The sequence below is a fragment of the Ralstonia sp. 22111 genome, from assembly GCF_052045895.1.
In the GTDB taxonomy this organism is placed as follows: Bacteria; Pseudomonadota; Gammaproteobacteria; order Burkholderiales; family Burkholderiaceae; genus Ralstonia; species Ralstonia wenshanensis.
Map to the genome: position 1 here is coordinate 1,019,384 of NZ_JBQEPR010000001.1, position 17,267 is coordinate 1,036,650.

Below are 17,267 nucleotides of genomic sequence, written 5' to 3' on the forward strand. Positions count from 1 at the left end.
CCCGCTCTATCGATGTGGCAGGTCGGCCAGTAGGGGATGACGGTTCAGATGCCGCCCATGCACAGATACTTGAGTTCGAGGTACTCGTCGATGCCGTAGACCGAACCTTCGCGGCCCAGCCCCGATTGCTTGATGCCGCCAAACGGCGCCACCTCGTTCGAAATGAGCCCCGTGTTGATGCCGACCATGCCGTACTCGAGCTGCTCGGCCACGCGCCAGATGCGGCCGATGTCGCGGCTGAAGAAGTACGAGGCCAGGCCAAATTCGGTGTCGTTGGCCAGGCGCACGACTTCCGCCTCGTCCTGGAACTTGAAGATGGCGGAGACGGGGCCGAAGGTTTCTTCGCGCGCGATCAGCATGTCGGGCGTGGCATCGGCCAGCACCGTGGGCTCGACGAAACGCTGCGAGCCGAAGCCCTGCATCAGCTTACCGCCGGCCGTCAGGCGCGCGCCTTTCTGCGTCGCGTCGTCAATGTGGCGCTGCACTTTCTCCACGGCCTGGTCGTCGATCAGCGGGCCTTGCACCACGCCAGATTCGAAACCGTTTCCAACCTTGATGCCGCGCACCTTGGCCGAGAGCTTCTCGACAAACGCGTCGTACACCGAGGCATGCACGTAGAAGCGGTTCGTACACACGCAGGTCTGGCCCGCGTTGCGGTATTTCGACTGCACTGCGCCTTCCACGGCGGCATCGATGTCGGCGTCGTCGAACACGATAAACGGCGCATGGCCGCCCAGCTCAAGCGCCACCTTCTTCACCGTCGGCGAGCACTGCTGCATCAGGATGCGGCCCACCGGCGTCGAGCCCGTGAACGACAGATGCCGCACGATCGGCGATTCGCACAGGGCCTTGCCGATGGCGATCGAGCGATCCGCGTCACCCGTCACGACGTTGACCACGCCCTTCGGAATGCCCGCGCGGTGCGCCAGTTCAGCCATTGCCAGAGCGGACAGCGGTGTCTGTTCGGCCGGCTTGATGACGATGGTGCAGCCTGCCGCCATGGCCGGCGCCACCTTGCGGGTGATCATCGCCAACGGGAAGTTCCACGGCGTGATGGACGCGCACACGCCCACCGGCTGCTTGAGCACGACCATGCGCTTGTCGCGCCAAGTGCTGGCCATCACGTCGCCGGAGACGCGCTTGGCCTCTTCGGCAAACCATTCGATGAACGACGCGCCATAGACGATTTCGCCCTTGGCTTCGGCCAGCGGCTTGCCTTGTTCGGCGGTCATCAGCGCGGCGAGGTCGTCGGCATTGGCGATCAGCAGATCGAACCAGCGGCGCATCAGGCCGGCGCGCTCCTTGCCTGTCAGCTCGCGCCACGCGGGCCACGCCGCATTGGCTGCGTCGATGGCGCGCAGTGTTTCTGCGTGGCCGAGATTGGCGACGTCGGTCAGGTGTGCGTTGGTGGCAGGGTCGTAGACGGGGAAAGTCGTGCCGTCTGCTGCGTCGGTCCATGCGCCGTCCACGTAGGACTGCGTTTTGACGAGCGTGCGGTCTTTGATGCGCTCCAGCGCGTTGGCGGCGGTGCGGGAAGAGTCGAGTGCTTCGGCCATGGCGGTCTCCGAAAAGGAAGCAGGCAGACCGGAAGGCCTGCCTTTTAGATGCAGCAGTCGCTTAACTCGCTAAGAATAACCGAACGATCGTTCGCTCGCAGACTGGGCCGCCAGGCCTTGTGGTTATTGGAAGAGCGTGTCCCACATGGTGTCGACACGGGCCTTGACGGCGGCATCCATGACGATGGGTTGGCCCCATTCGCGGGTGGTTTCGCCCGGCCATTTGTTGGTGGCATCGATCCCCATCTTGGAGCCCAGGCCAGACACGGGCGACGCAAAGTCCAGATAGTCGATCGGCGTGTTTTCCACCATGACCGTGTCGCGCGCCGGGTCCACGCGGGTCGTGATCGCCCAGATCACTTCCTTCCAGTCGCGCAGATTCACATCGTCGTCCACCACCACGATGAACTTCGTATACATGAACTGCCGCAGGAAGCTCCACACGCCGAACATCACGCGTTTGGCGTGGCCGGCGTATTGCTTCTTCATGCTGACCAGCGCCATGCGGTAGCTGCAGCCCTCGGGCGGCAGATAGAAATCGGCGATCTCCGGAAACTGCTTCTGCAGCAGCGGCACGAACACTTCGTTGAGCGCCACGCCGAGCACGGCGGGTTCATCGGGCGGCTTGCCTGTATACGTAGAGTGATAGATCGGGTCGCGGCGCATCGTGATGCGCTCGACCGTGAACACCGGGAACCAGTCCTGCTCGTTGTAATAGCCGGTGTGATCGCCGAAGGGGCCTTCGAGCGCATGCTGATAGCCGCTCGGGTGCGTCGGATCCGGCTGGATGTGGCCTTCAAGGATGATTTCTGCGCTGGCCGGCACTTGCAACTGTGCCTGCGCGAGCGAAGGCGTCAGGCATGTCCCAAGCTCAGTCCGGCTGCCGCGCAGCAGCCCCGCAAACTGATACTCAGATAACGTATCCGGCACCGGCGTCACTGCGCCGAGAATCGTGGCCGGGTCGGCACCCAGCGCCACCGCAATCGGAAACGGCTGGCCCGGATTCGCGATGGCGTGCTCGCGGAAATCCAGCGCGCCGCCCCGGTGCGCCAGCCAACGCATGATGAGCTGGTTGCGACTGATGACCTGCTGTCGGTAGATGCCGAGGTTCTGCCGCTTCTTGTGCGGCCCGCGCGTGATGACCAGCCCCCATGTGACAAGCGGCGCAGCATCGCCGGGCCAGCACGTCTGTACGGGAATGCGCGAGAGGTCGACGTCATTCCCTTCCCACACGACCTCTTGGCACGCTGGCGACGACACCTTGCGCGGCGCCATGTCCCACACGGCCTTGGCCATTGTCCACAGCTTGCCGGCTTCACGCAGACCGCGCGGCGGTTCGGGCTCTTTCAACGCAGAGAGGAGCCGGCCCACGTCACGCAGTTCATCAAGCGACTCCGCGCCCATGCCCAGCGCCACGCGGCGCGTGGTGCCAAACAAGTTAGCCAGCACCGGTATGTCGTACTTCTGTGCGCCGTCCACCGGTTGCTCAAAGACTACCGCCGGGCCTTCGGAGCGCAGCAGGCGGTCACAGACTTCGGTCATTTCCAGGCGCGGTGACACCGGCTGGCGCACGCGGCGCAGTTCGCCCGTGCGCTCGAGCTGGGCGAGAAAGTCACGTAAGTCCCTGTATTGCATGGAGATTTTGTAACCAAAGGTAAGGTGGATCGCCTATCACGCGGAGGGGCTGGCCCCCCAAATGGTCGTCGGGGCGACATTTTTTTTGGTGTAGGCGGGGTGGCCGCGATTGTACGGCCAAAACCGCGCGACCCCCTGATGACAGAACGCATCGCAGGTCAGCTAGTCCCAACAATGCGGGCCAAGTCATAACTTTTGGATATAAAAACTTACTTCTTTATGATTGACTTGGAATAACGCGCTTCCTACAATCCAATCCGATCTGGTAATTGTTGCAACGCAACATGTTTTCGGCTAATGCCATCGCCCAACTCTCCAACGTATGAGGGGCGACACCAGAACACATCAGCATCGCTGCGGGACGTGACCTCCCCAAGGACACGGCCCGCATTTCTCTGGGCACTAGGGGAGTGCCCCCAACAGATGCCGGCTGACTGCAACAGCGCGGCATCCTTACTAAAAACCGTTGCGATCGAAACGCACGGCGCCATGCAAAAGAAAGGCGTCTACCGGATCTGCGCAGCGGACGGAGGTAAGTATGAACGGTTGGAAAACCCTTCATTCTTCCGGGATCGGATCGGCGCTGCAACGCCGGCTCGTCGCCCCGGTTGGCCGCCGCCTCGCGCGTGCAGGTCAAGTTGCGCTGCCTCGTAAGCTGCGCATGGAGTTGAACGCAGGGGGCGCTGCCGCGTCCCGCAATGAGTTGCATCCTGGCGTGCTGCTGGTGTTCCGCAGCGGGCATGTCGTGCTCAATAGCATCGGCTTGCTGGCTGTGGTTGCTGCAGTCGCACTCTCGCTCAATAGCGAGTGGCGTGCCGCGGTCGCTCAACGCGTGCTGCATTTCACACCGGGTGTCGACACAAGTGTTGCCTCGGCCAATCCGTCACCCGCGGTTGCGGCTGGCGTGCAGCCGGTCGCCTTTGCGCCCACTGCACCGTCCGCCGGTACCGGGGCTGTTCAGGCTGTGGCTCCTGCTACGGCCCAGGGCGGCACGGTCGCGGCTGCCGGTTGGGACGCGCTCTCGAAGGTGCCGTCCGTGGCCGAGTTGGCTGCGCAGATCCCGAACACGCAAGTCGTCCGCGACGCGCGTGAGTCGGCAACCGCCGGTACCCCGCGAGAGCAGGCTGCGGTGGCGGAATACATTGCCCGCAAGTACCGCGTGGCAGCCACGGCCACTGGCCAGTTGGTGAAGGCGGCCTATCAGACCGGCAAGGAAGTCGGCCTGGATCCGCTGCTCATCCTGGGCGTGATGGCGATCGAGTCCAGCTTTAACCCGTTCGCCGAAAGCGGTATGGGTGCGCAGGGCCTGATGCAGGTCATGACCAAGGTCCACCAGGACAAGTACGAGGTGATGGGCGGCGTCGGTGCCGCGCTCAATCCGTACGCCAACATCAAGGTCGGTGCGCTGGTGCTGAAGGATTGCATCGCGCGTGCAGGATCGATTGAAGGCGGCCTGAAGCTGTATGTCGGTGCGGTCACGCAAGGCGACGGCGGCTACGGCGGCAAGGTGTTGCAAGAGCGTTCGCGCCTGCGCATGGTGGCTACCGGCCACCGTTCGCCGATGACGGCGGCGTCGGAGCGGGAACCGGTGAAACCGGTCGCGACGGCAACGCCCGTGACGCAAGCCGATGCGAAGACGCAAGCCGCCAAGGCGGCCGACAAGCAACCGGCTACAGGTCAGCAGGAAGAGGCGCGTCTGGACGACAAGTCCCAAGGCCAGGCCTGATCACTTGCTTGGCTGCCCTATATAAGAAAGGCCGTCCTTCGGGACGGCCTTTTTGCTTGGACGAGGCGCGAAGATCGTTTTACCGGCCGAACAGCTTGGCCAACCTTTCGACCGCTTCTTCCAGATGCCCCATCGACGTAGCGTAAGACAGTCGGATATAGTGCTGCGCCGTGTGCGGGCCAAAATCCAACCCTGGCACCAGCACCACGCCTGCGTCATGCAGCATCGACTGGGTGAGGGCATCGGCATCGCCTGCATGCGGATGATTCACGCCGCGGCAATCGGCGTAAACATAAAACGCCCCGTCCGGCTTGACCGGTACCTTGAAGCCAATTGATTCCAGCGCCGGCACGATGAAATCGCGGCGGCGACGGAATTCGGCCTTGCGCGCTTCGTAGATGGCCAACGCTTCCGGCTCAAAGCATGCGAGCGCCGCGTACTGCGCCACCGCCGACGCGCAAATGAACAGGTTCTGCGCGACCTTCTCGAACTCGGGCACCAGTTCGGCGGGCGCCACCAGCCAGCCAAGTCGCCAGCCGGTCATGTTGAAATACTTGGAAAAGCTGTTGATCGTGACGACATCGTCGCCGAACGACAGTGCTGAGACCGGTGCCTGGTCGTACGAGAGGCCTTGGTAGATCTCGTCGACGATGGAAAATCCGCCTCGCGCGCGTACCGTCTGCACGATGCGCTGCAGCTCGTCCGGCAGGATCGACGTGCCGGTCGGGTTGGATGGAGAGGCCAGCAACACGCCCTGCGTGCGTTCCCCCCAATGTGTTTCGACCTGTGCGGCCGTCAACTGGAAACGCTCTTCCGGCCCCGACGGTACTAGCTTCGCCTCGCCATTGAAGGCAGCCACAAAGTGACGGTTGCACGGATAACTCGGATCGGGCATCAGGACTTCGCCGCCAACCTCCACCAGCACCGCACACGCCAGCAGCAACGCCGCCGACGCGCCCGCCGTGACGATGATGCGCTCGGGGGCGATGTCGAGGCCGTAAACGGTGTGGTAGTAGCGGGCGATTGCCTGGCGCAGCGGGCGAATACCCAAGGCCCCGGTGTACTGCGTGACGCCGCGTCGCATGGCGTCGGTCGCGGCTTGCACGACGGGCTCGGCGGCGGTGAAGTCCGGCTCGCCGATGCCCATGTGGATGATGCTGCGTCCCGCCAGTTCCAGTTCGCGGGCCTGCTTGGCCAGCTCCATCACGTGAAAGGCGCGGATATTGGCCAGCCGGGCGGCTGTCTGCAGGCGGTGGGCGTCCATCTTGAAGCGAAGCGAAAAGGTAAAGCGAAGAGCAGACGCCGGATTACCGGCGGGCAGCGACCTCGACCGCGCGCACCTGGGCGGCCAGCTTGTCCAGCACGCCGTTGACGTACTTGTAGCCTTCCACACCGCCGAAGGTCTTGGTCAGTTCAACCGCCTCGTTGATCACGACCTTGTACGGGATGTCAACGCAGTGCACCAGCTCGTACGCTCCGACCAGCAGGGCGGCACGTTCGACCGGTGACAGCTCGGCAACCGGGCGATCCAGGTACGGCGTGAATGCCTCGGTCAGCGTGGTCTCTTCGCGGATGGCACCGTGCAGCAGCGCATCGAAGTGCGCGCGGTCGGCCTTGTTGAAGCCTTGCGCGTCCTGCAGATGCGCCTCGACCACGCCGGGGTCGTTGCGATTGAGCAGCCATTGATACAGACCTTGCAGCGCCAGTTCGCGCGCACGGCGGCGCGCGCTCTTGGCGGGCGCCTTGGTCTTGGCTTGGGAATTGTCTTGCGTCATGGGAAAAGCCTTTGCGCGAGGAAGCGCTTATTCGTTCTCGCCGTCGTCGTCCTGGCCGTGATCCTGCAGACCGTCGAGGTCGTTGGTCAGGTTGGCCATTTCGACGGCGGTACGGGCGCAGTCGCGACCCTTTTCGCGGGTGCGGGCGTGGGCCTGTGCATCGGTGTCGGTGGTCAGGATGCCGTTGGCGATGGCGATGTTGAAGTCCAGACCGACGCGCGTGATGCCGGCACCCGATTCATTGGACACCAGTTCGAAGTGGTAAGTCTCGCCGCGGATGACGGCGCCCAGGGCGATCAGCGCGTCGAACTGGCCCGATTCGGCCATCTTCTGCAGGGCCAGCGGGACTTCCAGCGCGCCCGGCACGGTCACCAGCAGCACGTCTTCGCCGGCCACGCCGAGTTGCTCGAGTTCAGCGACGCAAGCTTCGCGCAGCGCTTCGCACACGGGCTCGTTGAAACGCGCCTGGACGATGCCGATGCGCAGGCCTTCGCCGTTGAGATTGGTCGGGTAGAAGCCGTGGTCCATGGTGTATTCCGGTTGGGGTTGCCAGTCGGGCAACGTCAGAAAAAGAAAGCCGATGCGGCAGACTCCGCTGCCGCGGGAGATTCAATGCGTGGCAGTGGATGACGCGGAAGTGATGTCAGGGGCATCTGCCATTGACTGATATGCCGTCACTTCCAAGTCGTAGCCGACCATGCTCGGCAGCTTCAGCGGCGAGGCCAGCACGCGCATCTTGCCGACGCCCACTTCCTTCAGGATTTGCGCGCCGATACCGTAAATGCGCGGATCGGGTTTGGTACGCGGGCGCTCTTGCGGCGCATCCAGCGCGGAGAACTGGGTGAACAACCGGTCTGCCGAATCGCCGCAATTGAGCAGTACGACCACGCCGGTCGGGGCAGCCTGCACGGCGCGCAGGGCGGCGGGCACGCTCCACGAGTGCGTCGTGCGCTGGCACTCCAGCAGGTCGAGTACAGACAGAGGCTCATGCACGCGCACCAGCGTTTCGGTGTCCGGCGTCGGCGTGCCCTTCACCAGCGCCAGATGGGCGCGGCCGGCCGCGCGATCGCGGAAAGCGACGGCGTGGAACGTGCCGAACTGCGTCTCCATCGTGCGTTCGCCGACCCGCTCGACGATGCTCTCGGTGCGGCTGCGGTATTGGATCATGTCGGCAATCGTGCCGATCTTCAGGCCGTGCTTCTTGGCGAATTCCACAAGGTCCGGCAAGCGCGCCATGGTGCCGTCGTCTTTCAGGATCTCGCAGATCACGGCGGCTGGGGTCAGGCCAGCCATTGCGGTCAGGTCGCAGCCAGCTTCGGTGTGTCCGGCGCGCATCAGCACGCCGCCCTTCTGGGCACGCAGCGGGAAGATGTGGCCCGGGTTCACCAGGTCCGACGGTTTCGCGTTCTTGGCAGCGGCCACCTGAATGGTGCGTGCGCGGTCGGCGGCGGAAATGCCGGTGGTCACGCCTTCAGCCGCTTCGATCGACACGGTGAAATTGGTGCCGAACTGCGTCCCGTTGCGGCTCGCCATCATGGGCAAGTCGAGCTGGTCGCAGTGTTCTTCGGTGAGCGTCAGGCACACCAGGCCGCGCGCGTGCGTGACCATGAAATTGATGGCTTCCGGCGTGACGAAATCGCTCGCCAGGATCAGGTCGCCTTCGTTCTCACGGTCTTCCTCGTCGACCAGGATGACCATCCGGCCGGCGCGGATTTCGGCAATGATTTCTTCGACTGTGGCGATCGACATGGCGTAGCAGGGGTGCGCGCCGCTGGCCAACGCCCGAAAATCGCTAATTTCGGGGGCCGTGCGACTGCGTAAATGGGAAGCCCGCTATTGTACGCCAAGGTGGCCCCAAGCCAGTGGGGCCAGCGGTTCAAACGGCTGCCAGAGGCTTGGCGCCCACGGGCAGGCCGATGGCGGCATGGGTGAGCATGCGTTCTACGTAGCGGGCGATCAGGTCGATCTCCAGGTTGACCTGGCTGCCGGCCTTCAGATGCTTGAGCGTGGTGACTGCCACCGTGTGTGGGATCAGATTGATCGAGAACTCGCAGCCGTCTGCGTCGTCGCGGACGGTATTGACCGTCAGCGACACGCCGTTGACCACCACGGAGCCCTTGTAGGCGAGATACTTGCCCAGCTCTGCCGGGGCCCGCACACGCAGTTCGTGCGATTCGTTGACCGGGGCGAAATGCGTGACCGTGCCGAGACCGTCCACGTGGCCCGACACGAGGTGCCCGCCGATGTGGTCGGCCAGGCGCAGCGCCTTCTCCAGGTTCACCTCGCCCGGGCGTTCCAGCCCGACTGTCTTGGAGAGCGATTCGCGCGACACATCCACGTCGAAGCGGCTGTCAGTTTTGGCGACAACCGTCATGCACGCCCCCTGAATAGCGATCGAATCGCCCAACGCCACGTCCGCGAGCGGCAGACCGCCCGAGTCGATGGACAGGCGCACGCCTGCATCGGCGCTGTCACCAAGCGGCGAGACGGTTTCAATACGGCCAACTGCGGCGACGATTCCGGTAAACATAAGCAATCAATCCGTCGGGTTGCGGCGCGCCAGGATGCGGAGGTCGCCCCCGATGCGCGAAATGTCGTGAAAGAAGAATTCGGCCGCGCCTTCCAGCGTTTGCAGCGGCCCCATATTGAACATGCCTTGGCCCGAGCCGAGCACCTTGGGCGCCAGATAGACAAGGATCTCGTCAACCAGCCCTTCGCGCAGCAGCGAGCCGTTGAGCTTGAAGCCGGCCTCAACATGCAGCTCGTTGATCTCGCGGCGGCCCAGTTCGCGCAGGACTGCGGCCAGGTCGACCTTTCCATCAGCGTTTGGCAGGAGGATGACCTCCGCGCCGCGCTCGCTCAACGCACGCATGCGGCCGGCTTCGGGTTGGGCGGCGAAAATCAGCGTCGGCTCGTGGTGCCCATCTGCGGTGAGGATATGGGCGTCGAGCGGTACGTCCAGCGCCGAGTCGATCAGCACGCGGCGCGGCTGGCGTGGCGTATTAACGGCGCGCACGGTCAGCCGCGGATTGTCTTCGCGCACCGTGCCGATGCCGGTGAGGATGGCACAGGCGCGTGCGCGCCAGCGGTGGCCGTCGTTGCGCGCTTCAGTTTCGGTAATCCACTGGCTGATGCCATTGTCCAGCGCGGTGCGGCCGTCCAACGATGCGCCGACCTTCACGCGGACCCACGGTGTACCGCGCGTCATGCGTGAAACGAAACCGATGTTCAGCTCACGCGCCTCCCGCTCCAACAGTCCGCAACGTACGTCCACGCCGGCATCGCGCAGCCTCTGCAAGCCCCGTCCGGAGACGGCGGGGTTGGGGTCCTCCATGGCTGCGACCACGCGCGCAATACCGGCTTCGACCAGTCGATCTGCGCAGGGTGGGGTGCGGCCAAAGTGGCTGCAGGGCTCCAGCGTCACATATGCGGTGGCGCCGCGCACGTCCTGGCCGCGCGACTGGGCATCCTTGATGGCTTGGATTTCGGCGTGGTCCTGGCCGGCAGGTTGCGTATGGCCTTCGCCGATGACGGTGTCGTCACGCACGATCACGCATCCGACGCGCGGGTTGGGTGTAGTGGTGAACAAGCCTTTCTCGGCCAGCGCCAGGGCGCGCTGCATCATGGCGTGGTCGAAGTCGGAGAACATGGGAAAAAGCGGGAATTTGGGTTAATCGTCGTTAGCTGAGGCGCCGGTGCCGCACGTTTTAGCGTCCTTGGCCGGATCGCAGATGCGGGCACGGCCCGCGGAGTTGATGCGGACGCTCCGCACATGGGCTCCAGACCGGATGGTCAGCGTGCCGTAGAGCTGGCTGCCGTTGCGCTGTCGCGAGTATCCCACAGGTGCATAAGACAGGGTGTCGACATCCCGCTGCGACGGTGTGAACGTAAATTGGACCGGCGGCATCACTGGAGGCGAAACATGCACCAAAATAGCCTCGGTGCCCGGTTCCAGCGGCGTCGCCTGGGTTCGCGGCGAGGGCGTCATGTACAACGCCCATCCCGATGACCAGCCCTGCTGTGCGTTGAGTGGGCCGAGGTGAATCCATGCACGCTGACTGCGCGACATGGTCTGCGCCAGTGCGATCGCGCTGACAAAGCGGTCGGCCAGAACGACGACGGTCTCGCGTTGCCACCAATTCAAGCCGGCGGGCGCCGCGAACACCGCGAGGATCGCCATGACACTCAGGACGACAACGAGCTCAACCAGTGTGAACCCGGTCCGCAGGCGAGACACCTTCATGGCCAGCATGCAGACGATGCCGGCAGCCGGTCGTTGCCGATCTGCGTGAATCGTTCGCCGGTGTTGCGCAGGATAAGCGCGCCGCAGTCGGTATCCGGGTGCACTGGTCGGGCGCTGACTTCAATGCAATGCGCCGGAGCGCGGCCGTTGCACGGGCTAGCGAGCAGGTTATAGCCGGGGACGTGTTGCGGAACGCCTGCAGGTATGGAGCCATTGCCTGTTTGCGCGTATTCGCCTTCCAATGCCACCATGGTTGACATTAGCGCCGCATGCACCGCAGCCCGCCGCGCGCGCGCATGATGTTCTGACCAGGTTTGTACCGCGGCGCCTGCTAACAAAGCGACGATAGCCAATGCAATCGTGAGTTCGATAAGCGTGAATGCAGCAAGGCGATGCTTCATTGCAGGCCTTCCTCAATCAGTTCACGCCAGCTCAGGCGGCCTAGCAAGAAGGTTTGCGCGTGGGTGTCGATCGTGTCCTCCCGGTTGCTGATGGTGTAGACGAGTTGGGTCACCGTGCCATTGGAGTGAATGACTGGCGGTGCAGATTCGGTGGTGGACTGAGGCGTGGATGTGCTGCGCGGCATTCGTGGGCGGAAGACCGTCTGCAGCACGACGCTGACGGCACGGTCGGCGCCAAAGCCTGCGGCCGTGATCCGATACAACGAAGGCGGTGAGGTGCCATCGGTTTGCGTAGCCTCGCCGGGCCAACGGTCCGGAATCGGCTCAATGACGTACCGGGCAGCGCGGCCAGCAATGCGCTCGCTGCCCGGCAGGTGAGCATCGATCTCTATCGCCAAGGTGGGGGTTTCCAGCAGTTGCGCCAACGACCAGAGCGATTCGCCGGGTTGCGGCTGGCATAGCCCGAGCGTGGCGCCGCTGCCGCATGCCCCGGGCGAGAAGCCGCGTCGCGAAACCGGATCGAGAGCGGCGATACGTTCCTGCGGCAAGGCAGCAACACATTCGAGATTCGTGGGCGTCTCGGTGGCGACGGACAGTTCGCACTCGGCCGCATTCAGCGCTACTTCAGCGGCGTACTTGGCCAAAGCGCGATCGGCGGTGAGAGACGTGTGGTGCCGCTGATCGATCACCAGATGGAAGGTCGCCATGGTCAGCAGGCCGAGCAACGCTGCCGCAGCCATCACGATGATCATCGAAAAACCACGCACCCTAGCGCTATCGCTCAACATACGTCCACGTCACAGGCGAGCGGATTGCGTAAGCGTACCGTCGCGGTGAAGACCGCACGGCGGCGTTGGGGTTGGGTGGGCGTGAATCGCAGGTCCTGTGCGTTGATGCCTTCGACTTGCTGGACCTTGGGAAATAGCGCAAGTGTGGGCATGGTCTGGTTGGCTGACCTGGGCGCGTTGTAGTCGCCGCGGACGACGAGTGCAATGTGCACCGCTTGAACTTGCCGCCATTGCTCGGTGGTTAGCGAGCGCGCAGACATCGCGGTGGTCGAGGTGCCGCCAGCGGTGCGGACCACATACAGAAGCTGCATTGTTTCGACGCCGCGGACCATGCCATTAGATGTCCAGCCGCCTGCAACGGTCTGACCGTCTTGGTGCCTTCGCGAGCGGCACATCAACTGAGGTTCTCGATCCGTCGCTCGGGTGAGGTAGAGCAGCATGTATCCAGCGCTCCGGTCGTCGCTGCCGTTTTGGACGCGCTCAGCGACCCCGTAGCCGGAGCAGTCGATGATGCTGTCGTCAGCTCGCTGCGGGTTGGCCTGCATGCTGCGACCAGCAAAGCGCACCAGTACGGCGTCGCTTCCGTGCACGTCACCGCTGTTGCAGTCGAGGGCTTCCGCTTCGCGAGGGGTGCAACTGTCCGAACCTTGAATCGACGGAGTTGCGTTCGCGTCTGGCCATCGGCGTTCTGGCGATGCTGCTGGCGAATCGGTGACCCATCCCGCTTGCTGCAGTGCCGTTGTCAGCAATTCCAGCGCTTGCGTGCCGCGACTTTCGATCAGGGCTTCGTCCGCAATGCGCTGATAGCTTGCACGTGCAAGGAGTGTCATTTGCAGCGTGATGCCGAGCACGATCAACCCGACCAGCATGCCAATCAGCAACTCCACCAACGTCGCGCCCCGCTGAGCATGAGAGAGGCGGCACATGTCAGCGCACGTTCGCGGATTCGACGCGGGTGTTTTGCGTTCGGACGTCGGCCGATAGCTGGCGCAGGCTTCGGCTGGTTGTCTCCATCCGCTCAAGTGCGGTTAGGGTGCCCGCTGCACACAAGGACAGTACTGCCAGTGCGACGAGGGATTCGAGCAGGATGGCGCCGTGTTGGCGCTGGACGTGATGGCGGACAGGCATGAGTTGACGGACACTTGGGAAGTCGCTCAAGTTAGTTTGAATTTGGCCGTATAACTGTCATATCTGGTCAATACGCTCTCGATCATGGGCGCGGGCCTTTTGCGTCGTAGGGTGTTGGCCTCGCTCCTGGCCGTTTAAGCCGACTTAATTGATGCTGGTTCCTGAAGGCATCTGGTTGGTGCCGCTGATTTCTCAGTGGTCATTGATCCCGGCCGGGGAGAATCTTTCGCAACCGTACTTGGTAAGCGATAAAACCCACGAAATCCGTCCCCGGTTGCATTGCCCCAACAGGCGACGCCTACCCATCCGGCGCGGGCTATTGACACTGATTGACCACATCCTCCATGATTGCGAGCGTTAAGATTGACGCCGTACCTGCCGAATTCCATAGGCAGCAGAATTTCAAAAGAACGTAATCGGGTAATCGGGAAGGGCGCGTCTTTCACCAAGTTGCGCCTGTTGTTTCAAGCAGCCGGGGGGCTATATGTACAGGGTCAAAGTCACTCTTTCGCCGTCGTTCATTTTGCGGCGGCACTGACATGTCCGCGCCGCTCTGCGCCAACGCAAGCGTGTCGCGTTATTCCGATGTAGTGGGTTCCTCTTCAGGCAGAAGGGGGCGACTGCGTCCGGCGATTGCACGCGCATATGGGTTCACGCTCGTCGAACTCATGATCACACTGGCAATCGTGGCTATCCTGGCTACGATTGCGTATCCCAGTTATACGGACTACATCACGCGTGGCAAGCTGGCCAACGTGACCAACATGCTCGCGGGTATTCGCGCGCAGATGGAACAGTATTACCAAGACAATCGCACCTACGCGGCGGTCGGGACGTTCACCCCGCCCTGTCAGGCGATTTCAGCTGTGGCCGAGTTTTCGTTGGCTTGCACGATCGGGAACACCGGCAATACCTACACGATGACCGCGACGGGCTCCGGAACCACAGCGGGCTTCACGTACAAGGTAAATGAAGCAAACGTTCAGCAGACGACGGCGGCACCCGCCGGCTGGAACACTTCCACGACATGTTGGGTGACCAAACGAGGTCAGTCGTGCTGATGGGCCCGGGCGCCCGGCGCCGCGGATTCACGCTGATTGAACTGCTCGTCACGATTTCGGTGTTTGCCTTTTTGATGCTCCTGGCTGCACCGAGTTTTACGAGCTGGATTCAGGATGCGCAGGTGCGCACTGCGGCCGAATCGCTGCAGAATGGTCTGCGAGTTGCACAAGCCGAAGCTGCGCGCCGCCATCGTCAGGTTGCGATGGTGCTGACCAACGGCGTGCCGAACCAGGGCGTGACGGCACAGGCGAACGGTAAGAACTGGTTCGTGACCGTGATCCCGAACACGACAGCAGGCGAGTCGTACACCCAGACGTCGCCATCATTGATGGTGCAAAGCGGCACGCTTGGCGCGGTCGCGCCGAACGCTCAACTGACCGGGCAGGCGGCGGTCTGCTTCAATTCGTTGGGCCGGCTGACCACGCTCAACGATGGCACATACAACTGCACCATCCCCTCCTCGGGTACGGTGACTTACAACGTGACGAACAGCCGGTCTACCACCGCGCGGGCACTGAACGTGACCGTGAGCCTCGGCGGTTCGGTCCGTGTGTGCGATCCAAGCAAGTCTTTGTCGCAGAATAGTCCAGATGCGTGCAGCTAACCTCGCCCAACATCGCGCTGAGCGTAGCCGTCATTCTCAGAGCGGAATGACGCTCGTCGAGGTGCTCGTTGCCATGCTGCTGCTGACCGTGGCATTGACGGCCATGGTGATGGCACAGATTCGTGCTTCGCAGGTATCGGTTGACGCCGAGGACCGCAATCGGGCCGCTTTGCTGGCCAATGAGCTGGCAAGCACGATGTGGCAGAACCACACGGTCAATCTGCCGGCGTCGTCTGTCGCTGCTTGGCAAGCGATGGTTGGCACCAACGTGAGCTACAGGACGGCCAGCGCATCGAGCCCCGTCGGTAGTGGACTCGGCGGCCTGCCCAACGGTACGGGTTCGGTGTCTGTTGATAACACGACCAATATCGCGACGATCACCATCACTTGGCAAGCGCCGTCCCATGGTGTGAACGCGACCGCCGGTATGAGCAGCACGAGCCAGTACGTGACGCAGGTGGTGCTCCCATGAACGCCCGAACCTTAACCAAGCGGCCACTGCGCGCCGCCCGCCAGACAGGCCTCAGCCTGATTGAGCTGATGGTGGCGTTGGTCGTCAGCATGGTCATCGTGGGCGCGGTGTTTGGTCTGATGAGTGTGTCGGAAGGGCGCAAGCGCACCACGATGTCGGTCAGCGACATCAACCAAAGCGGTGTGTTTGCCTTGTACCAGTTGGACAAGGCGATCCGCAGCGCCGGGTCGGGCTATTCGCAGAACTGGCCGCTGACCTATGGCTGCCACCTCAATGTCAATTTGAAGGGTGATCAGATTCTCCCGTCACCGACCAAGGTTCCACCGCCGTTTGACAAGCTGTCGGGCCAGTTGGGCGGGTTCCGATTGGCGCCGCTGCTGATCGTGCAAAACGGATCACCGCTGACAACCGGCAGTTCTGATGTGCTGATCACGATGGCAGGCAATGCCGGCTATGGAGAGATTCCAACCGAGTTCTCCAATACCGCACCGACGATTTCCGGAAGCGTGGTGAACCTTAGTCTGATCAACACCATGACCTTCAATGCTGGCAACCTTGTGCTCATGGCAGACCGCAACAATGCCCAGGGCAACGTGCAGCCTTGCTATGTCGGACAGGTGCAGACCGGCTTTACCGGCAACGTCGCCGTGCAGCTGCCGCTGGCCGGAGCCTATGACGCGTCGGTTGGCAAGGATGGCAATGCGGCCAGCGTTTCGGCAACGGGTGTTGCCATGAACCTCGGCAATGTCGGCGGTGGCAACTTGCCGGCCTTTGGGGTGTATGGCGTAGGCGCCAACAACACGTTGATGTTCTACGACCTGTTGCAGTCGGGGGGCAACGGTTATACCGCAATCCCACTTACCGATGGCGTAGTGGAAATGCATGCCCTGTACGGCATCGATCCGAACAACACCGGTAACGTCAGCTGGCAAGCGCCGACGGGCGCATTCGATGCGGCAACGTTGTCCAACGGCACGCAGACCGCCGCGGCCAATCTCTATGCGATCAAGGCGGTACGTATTGGTTTGATCCTGCGGACGTCGTTGCCCGAACGCGCGCAGCAATACGTGACGAGTGCCAGCGCAACCACCGCAACGGGCGTCGTCAGCCCGGGGCCGCTGGTCTTGTTTGCCGATGTACCTGGGCTGGCCTACACACGGAAGCTCGCAGGCGCGGAGCAAAACTATCGTTACCGCGTGTTGGAAGCCACGATTCCTTTGCGCAACACGTTGTTGCAGCGCTGACGATGCCAACCACGCTCAAGTTTCGTTCGAATCGCGCCTTGCGGCGGCGTCAGTCCGGCATTGTTCTGCTGATTGCGCTGATTGCCGTGGTCATCCTGGCCATCGGCACCGTTGCGCTGTTCCGGTCGTCCGATGCCGCCCTGTTCAACGCGGGCAACCTCGCGTTCAAGCGGGATATGACCAACCGTGGTGAGTTGGGCATCGTCGCCGCAAAGGCGGCCCTGACCAGCGGCGCACTCAACCAGGAATTGACGCGCCAGAGCAACCAGGCTGCAAGCGGCTATTACGCCACCATGCAGCCGACGGACAAGCATGGCCTGCCAAACAGTCTGGTCGCCTTGGATACCCCGGTCGCCAACACCAAGATCAATGGCGGCGACGGCATCACTATTTACTACATGATCGATCGCCTCTGTAACGCCACAGGCTCGACCGACCCCTCCAATGCTTGCGTGGTCAGTTCGATCGGTTCCGCCAAGGGGGGGACTGTTCTGCCGTATCGGGGTCAGGCCCAGCCGCCTTCGGTGCCTGTCTACCGTATCAGCGTGCGGGTCGATGGGCCGCGCAATAGCCAGACCTTCCTCCAGACCACTGTTTCTCTCTGAGTTGCTGAACTGCCATGCACCCTACTCG

At 62.9% G+C, this 17,267-nt stretch carries 19 protein-coding genes; 6 read left to right on the top strand and 13 right to left on the bottom strand.

Annotated features, from left to right (window positions below):
* Positions 1–44 precede the first annotated feature (44 nt).
* On the bottom strand, positions 45–1,556 hold the full coding sequence (locus ACTJK4_RS04765) for an NAD-dependent succinate-semialdehyde dehydrogenase (RefSeq protein ID WP_232042198.1): 1,512 nt from the start codon (positions 1,554–1,556) through the stop codon (positions 45–47).
* Positions 1,557–1,679: 123 nt separating this feature from the next.
* Positions 1,680–3,191, bottom strand: a complete 1,512-nt coding sequence (gene ubiD, locus ACTJK4_RS04770; protein ID WP_260802886.1) for a 4-hydroxy-3-polyprenylbenzoate decarboxylase — start codon at positions 3,189–3,191, stop codon at positions 1,680–1,682.
* 538 nt (positions 3,192–3,729) lie between these two features.
* Here ubiD and ACTJK4_RS04775 point away from each other — a divergent pair.
* Positions 3,730–4,917 (top strand): lytic transglycosylase domain-containing protein, encoded by a 1,188-nt coding sequence (locus tag ACTJK4_RS04775; RefSeq protein WP_232042200.1) that lies wholly within the window; start codon positions 3,730–3,732, stop codon positions 4,915–4,917.
* Between the two features lie 79 nt (positions 4,918–4,996).
* On the opposite strand, the gene ACTJK4_RS04780 is transcribed toward ACTJK4_RS04775, so the two are convergent.
* From ACTJK4_RS04780 to ACTJK4_RS04830, 11 genes are all read right to left on the bottom strand, one after another.
* Positions 4,997–6,181: a pyridoxal phosphate-dependent aminotransferase gene (locus tag ACTJK4_RS04780; RefSeq protein WP_440816420.1), complete on the bottom strand. Its 1,185-nt coding sequence runs from the start codon at positions 6,179–6,181 to the stop codon at positions 4,997–4,999.
* Between the two features lie 43 nt (positions 6,182–6,224).
* Positions 6,225–6,692, bottom strand: a complete 468-nt coding sequence (gene nusB, locus ACTJK4_RS04785) for a transcription antitermination factor NusB (protein WP_012761449.1) — start codon at positions 6,690–6,692, stop codon at positions 6,225–6,227.
* A 27-nt stretch (positions 6,693–6,719) separates the two neighbouring features.
* Positions 6,720–7,220, bottom strand: a complete 501-nt coding sequence (gene ribH, locus ACTJK4_RS04790) for a 6,7-dimethyl-8-ribityllumazine synthase (RefSeq protein WP_004629552.1) — start codon at positions 7,218–7,220, stop codon at positions 6,720–6,722.
* Positions 7,221–7,301: 81 nt separating this feature from the next.
* Positions 7,302–8,441 (bottom strand): bifunctional 3,4-dihydroxy-2-butanone-4-phosphate synthase/GTP cyclohydrolase II, encoded by a 1,140-nt coding sequence (gene ribBA / locus ACTJK4_RS04795; protein WP_316878149.1) that lies wholly within the window; start codon positions 8,439–8,441, stop codon positions 7,302–7,304.
* A 127-nt stretch (positions 8,442–8,568) separates the two neighbouring features.
* A complete protein-coding gene (locus ACTJK4_RS04800; protein WP_232042203.1) occupies positions 8,569–9,222 on the bottom strand; it encodes a riboflavin synthase in 654 nt (217 codons plus the stop codon).
* Between the two features lie 6 nt (positions 9,223–9,228).
* On the bottom strand, positions 9,229–10,341 hold the full coding sequence (ribD, locus tag ACTJK4_RS04805; protein ID WP_260802882.1) for a bifunctional diaminohydroxyphosphoribosylaminopyrimidine deaminase/5-amino-6-(5-phosphoribosylamino)uracil reductase RibD: 1,113 nt from the start codon (positions 10,339–10,341) through the stop codon (positions 9,229–9,231).
* Between the two features lie 21 nt (positions 10,342–10,362).
* Entirely contained in the window at positions 10,363–10,944 is a 582-nt protein-coding gene (locus ACTJK4_RS04810) for a GspH/FimT family pseudopilin (protein WP_322016283.1), read from the bottom strand.
* Positions 10,932–11,336: a type IV pilin protein gene (locus ACTJK4_RS04815; protein WP_440816426.1), complete on the bottom strand. Its 405-nt coding sequence runs from the start codon at positions 11,334–11,336 to the stop codon at positions 10,932–10,934. Before ACTJK4_RS04815 ends, ACTJK4_RS04810 begins: the two co-directional genes overlap by 13 nt.
* On the bottom strand, positions 11,333–12,088 hold the full coding sequence (locus ACTJK4_RS04820) for a pilus assembly protein (RefSeq protein WP_440816428.1): 756 nt from the start codon (positions 12,086–12,088) through the stop codon (positions 11,333–11,335). Before ACTJK4_RS04820 ends, ACTJK4_RS04815 begins: the two co-directional genes overlap by 4 nt.
* 29 nt (positions 12,089–12,117) lie before the next feature.
* Positions 12,118–13,050 (bottom strand): PilW family protein, encoded by a 933-nt coding sequence (locus ACTJK4_RS04825; RefSeq protein ID WP_440816430.1) that lies wholly within the window; start codon positions 13,048–13,050, stop codon positions 12,118–12,120.
* Between the two features lies 1 nt (position 13,051).
* On the bottom strand, positions 13,052–13,252 hold the full coding sequence (locus ACTJK4_RS04830; protein WP_232042209.1) for a type IV pilus modification PilV family protein: 201 nt from the start codon (positions 13,250–13,252) through the stop codon (positions 13,052–13,054).
* A 539-nt stretch (positions 13,253–13,791) separates the two neighbouring features.
* Here ACTJK4_RS04830 and ACTJK4_RS04835 point away from each other — a divergent pair.
* From ACTJK4_RS04835 to ACTJK4_RS04855, 5 genes are read left to right on the top strand one after another with little or no spacing between them, the layout of a single operon-like run.
* Complete coding sequence (locus tag ACTJK4_RS04835; protein WP_440816433.1) at positions 13,792–14,313, top strand: type IV pilin protein; 522 nt, start codon at positions 13,792–13,794, stop codon at positions 14,311–14,313.
* Positions 14,313–14,918, top strand: coding sequence for a GspH/FimT family pseudopilin (locus tag ACTJK4_RS04840; RefSeq protein ID WP_440816856.1), 606 nt, complete (start codon positions 14,313–14,315; stop codon positions 14,916–14,918). Before ACTJK4_RS04835 ends, ACTJK4_RS04840 begins: the two co-directional genes overlap by 1 nt.
* On the top strand, positions 14,905–15,390 hold the full coding sequence (locus tag ACTJK4_RS04845) for a type IV pilus modification PilV family protein (RefSeq protein WP_343618270.1): 486 nt from the start codon (positions 14,905–14,907) through the stop codon (positions 15,388–15,390). Before ACTJK4_RS04840 ends, ACTJK4_RS04845 begins: the two co-directional genes overlap by 14 nt.
* Entirely contained in the window at positions 15,306–16,634 is a 1,329-nt protein-coding gene (locus ACTJK4_RS04850) for a PilW family protein (RefSeq protein ID WP_440816436.1), read from the top strand. Before ACTJK4_RS04845 ends, ACTJK4_RS04850 begins: the two co-directional genes overlap by 85 nt.
* 2 nt (positions 16,635–16,636) lie before the next feature.
* Entirely contained in the window at positions 16,637–17,239 is a 603-nt protein-coding gene (locus ACTJK4_RS04855) for a pilus assembly PilX family protein (protein ID WP_232042212.1), read from the top strand.
* Positions 17,240–17,267 lie beyond the last annotated feature (28 nt).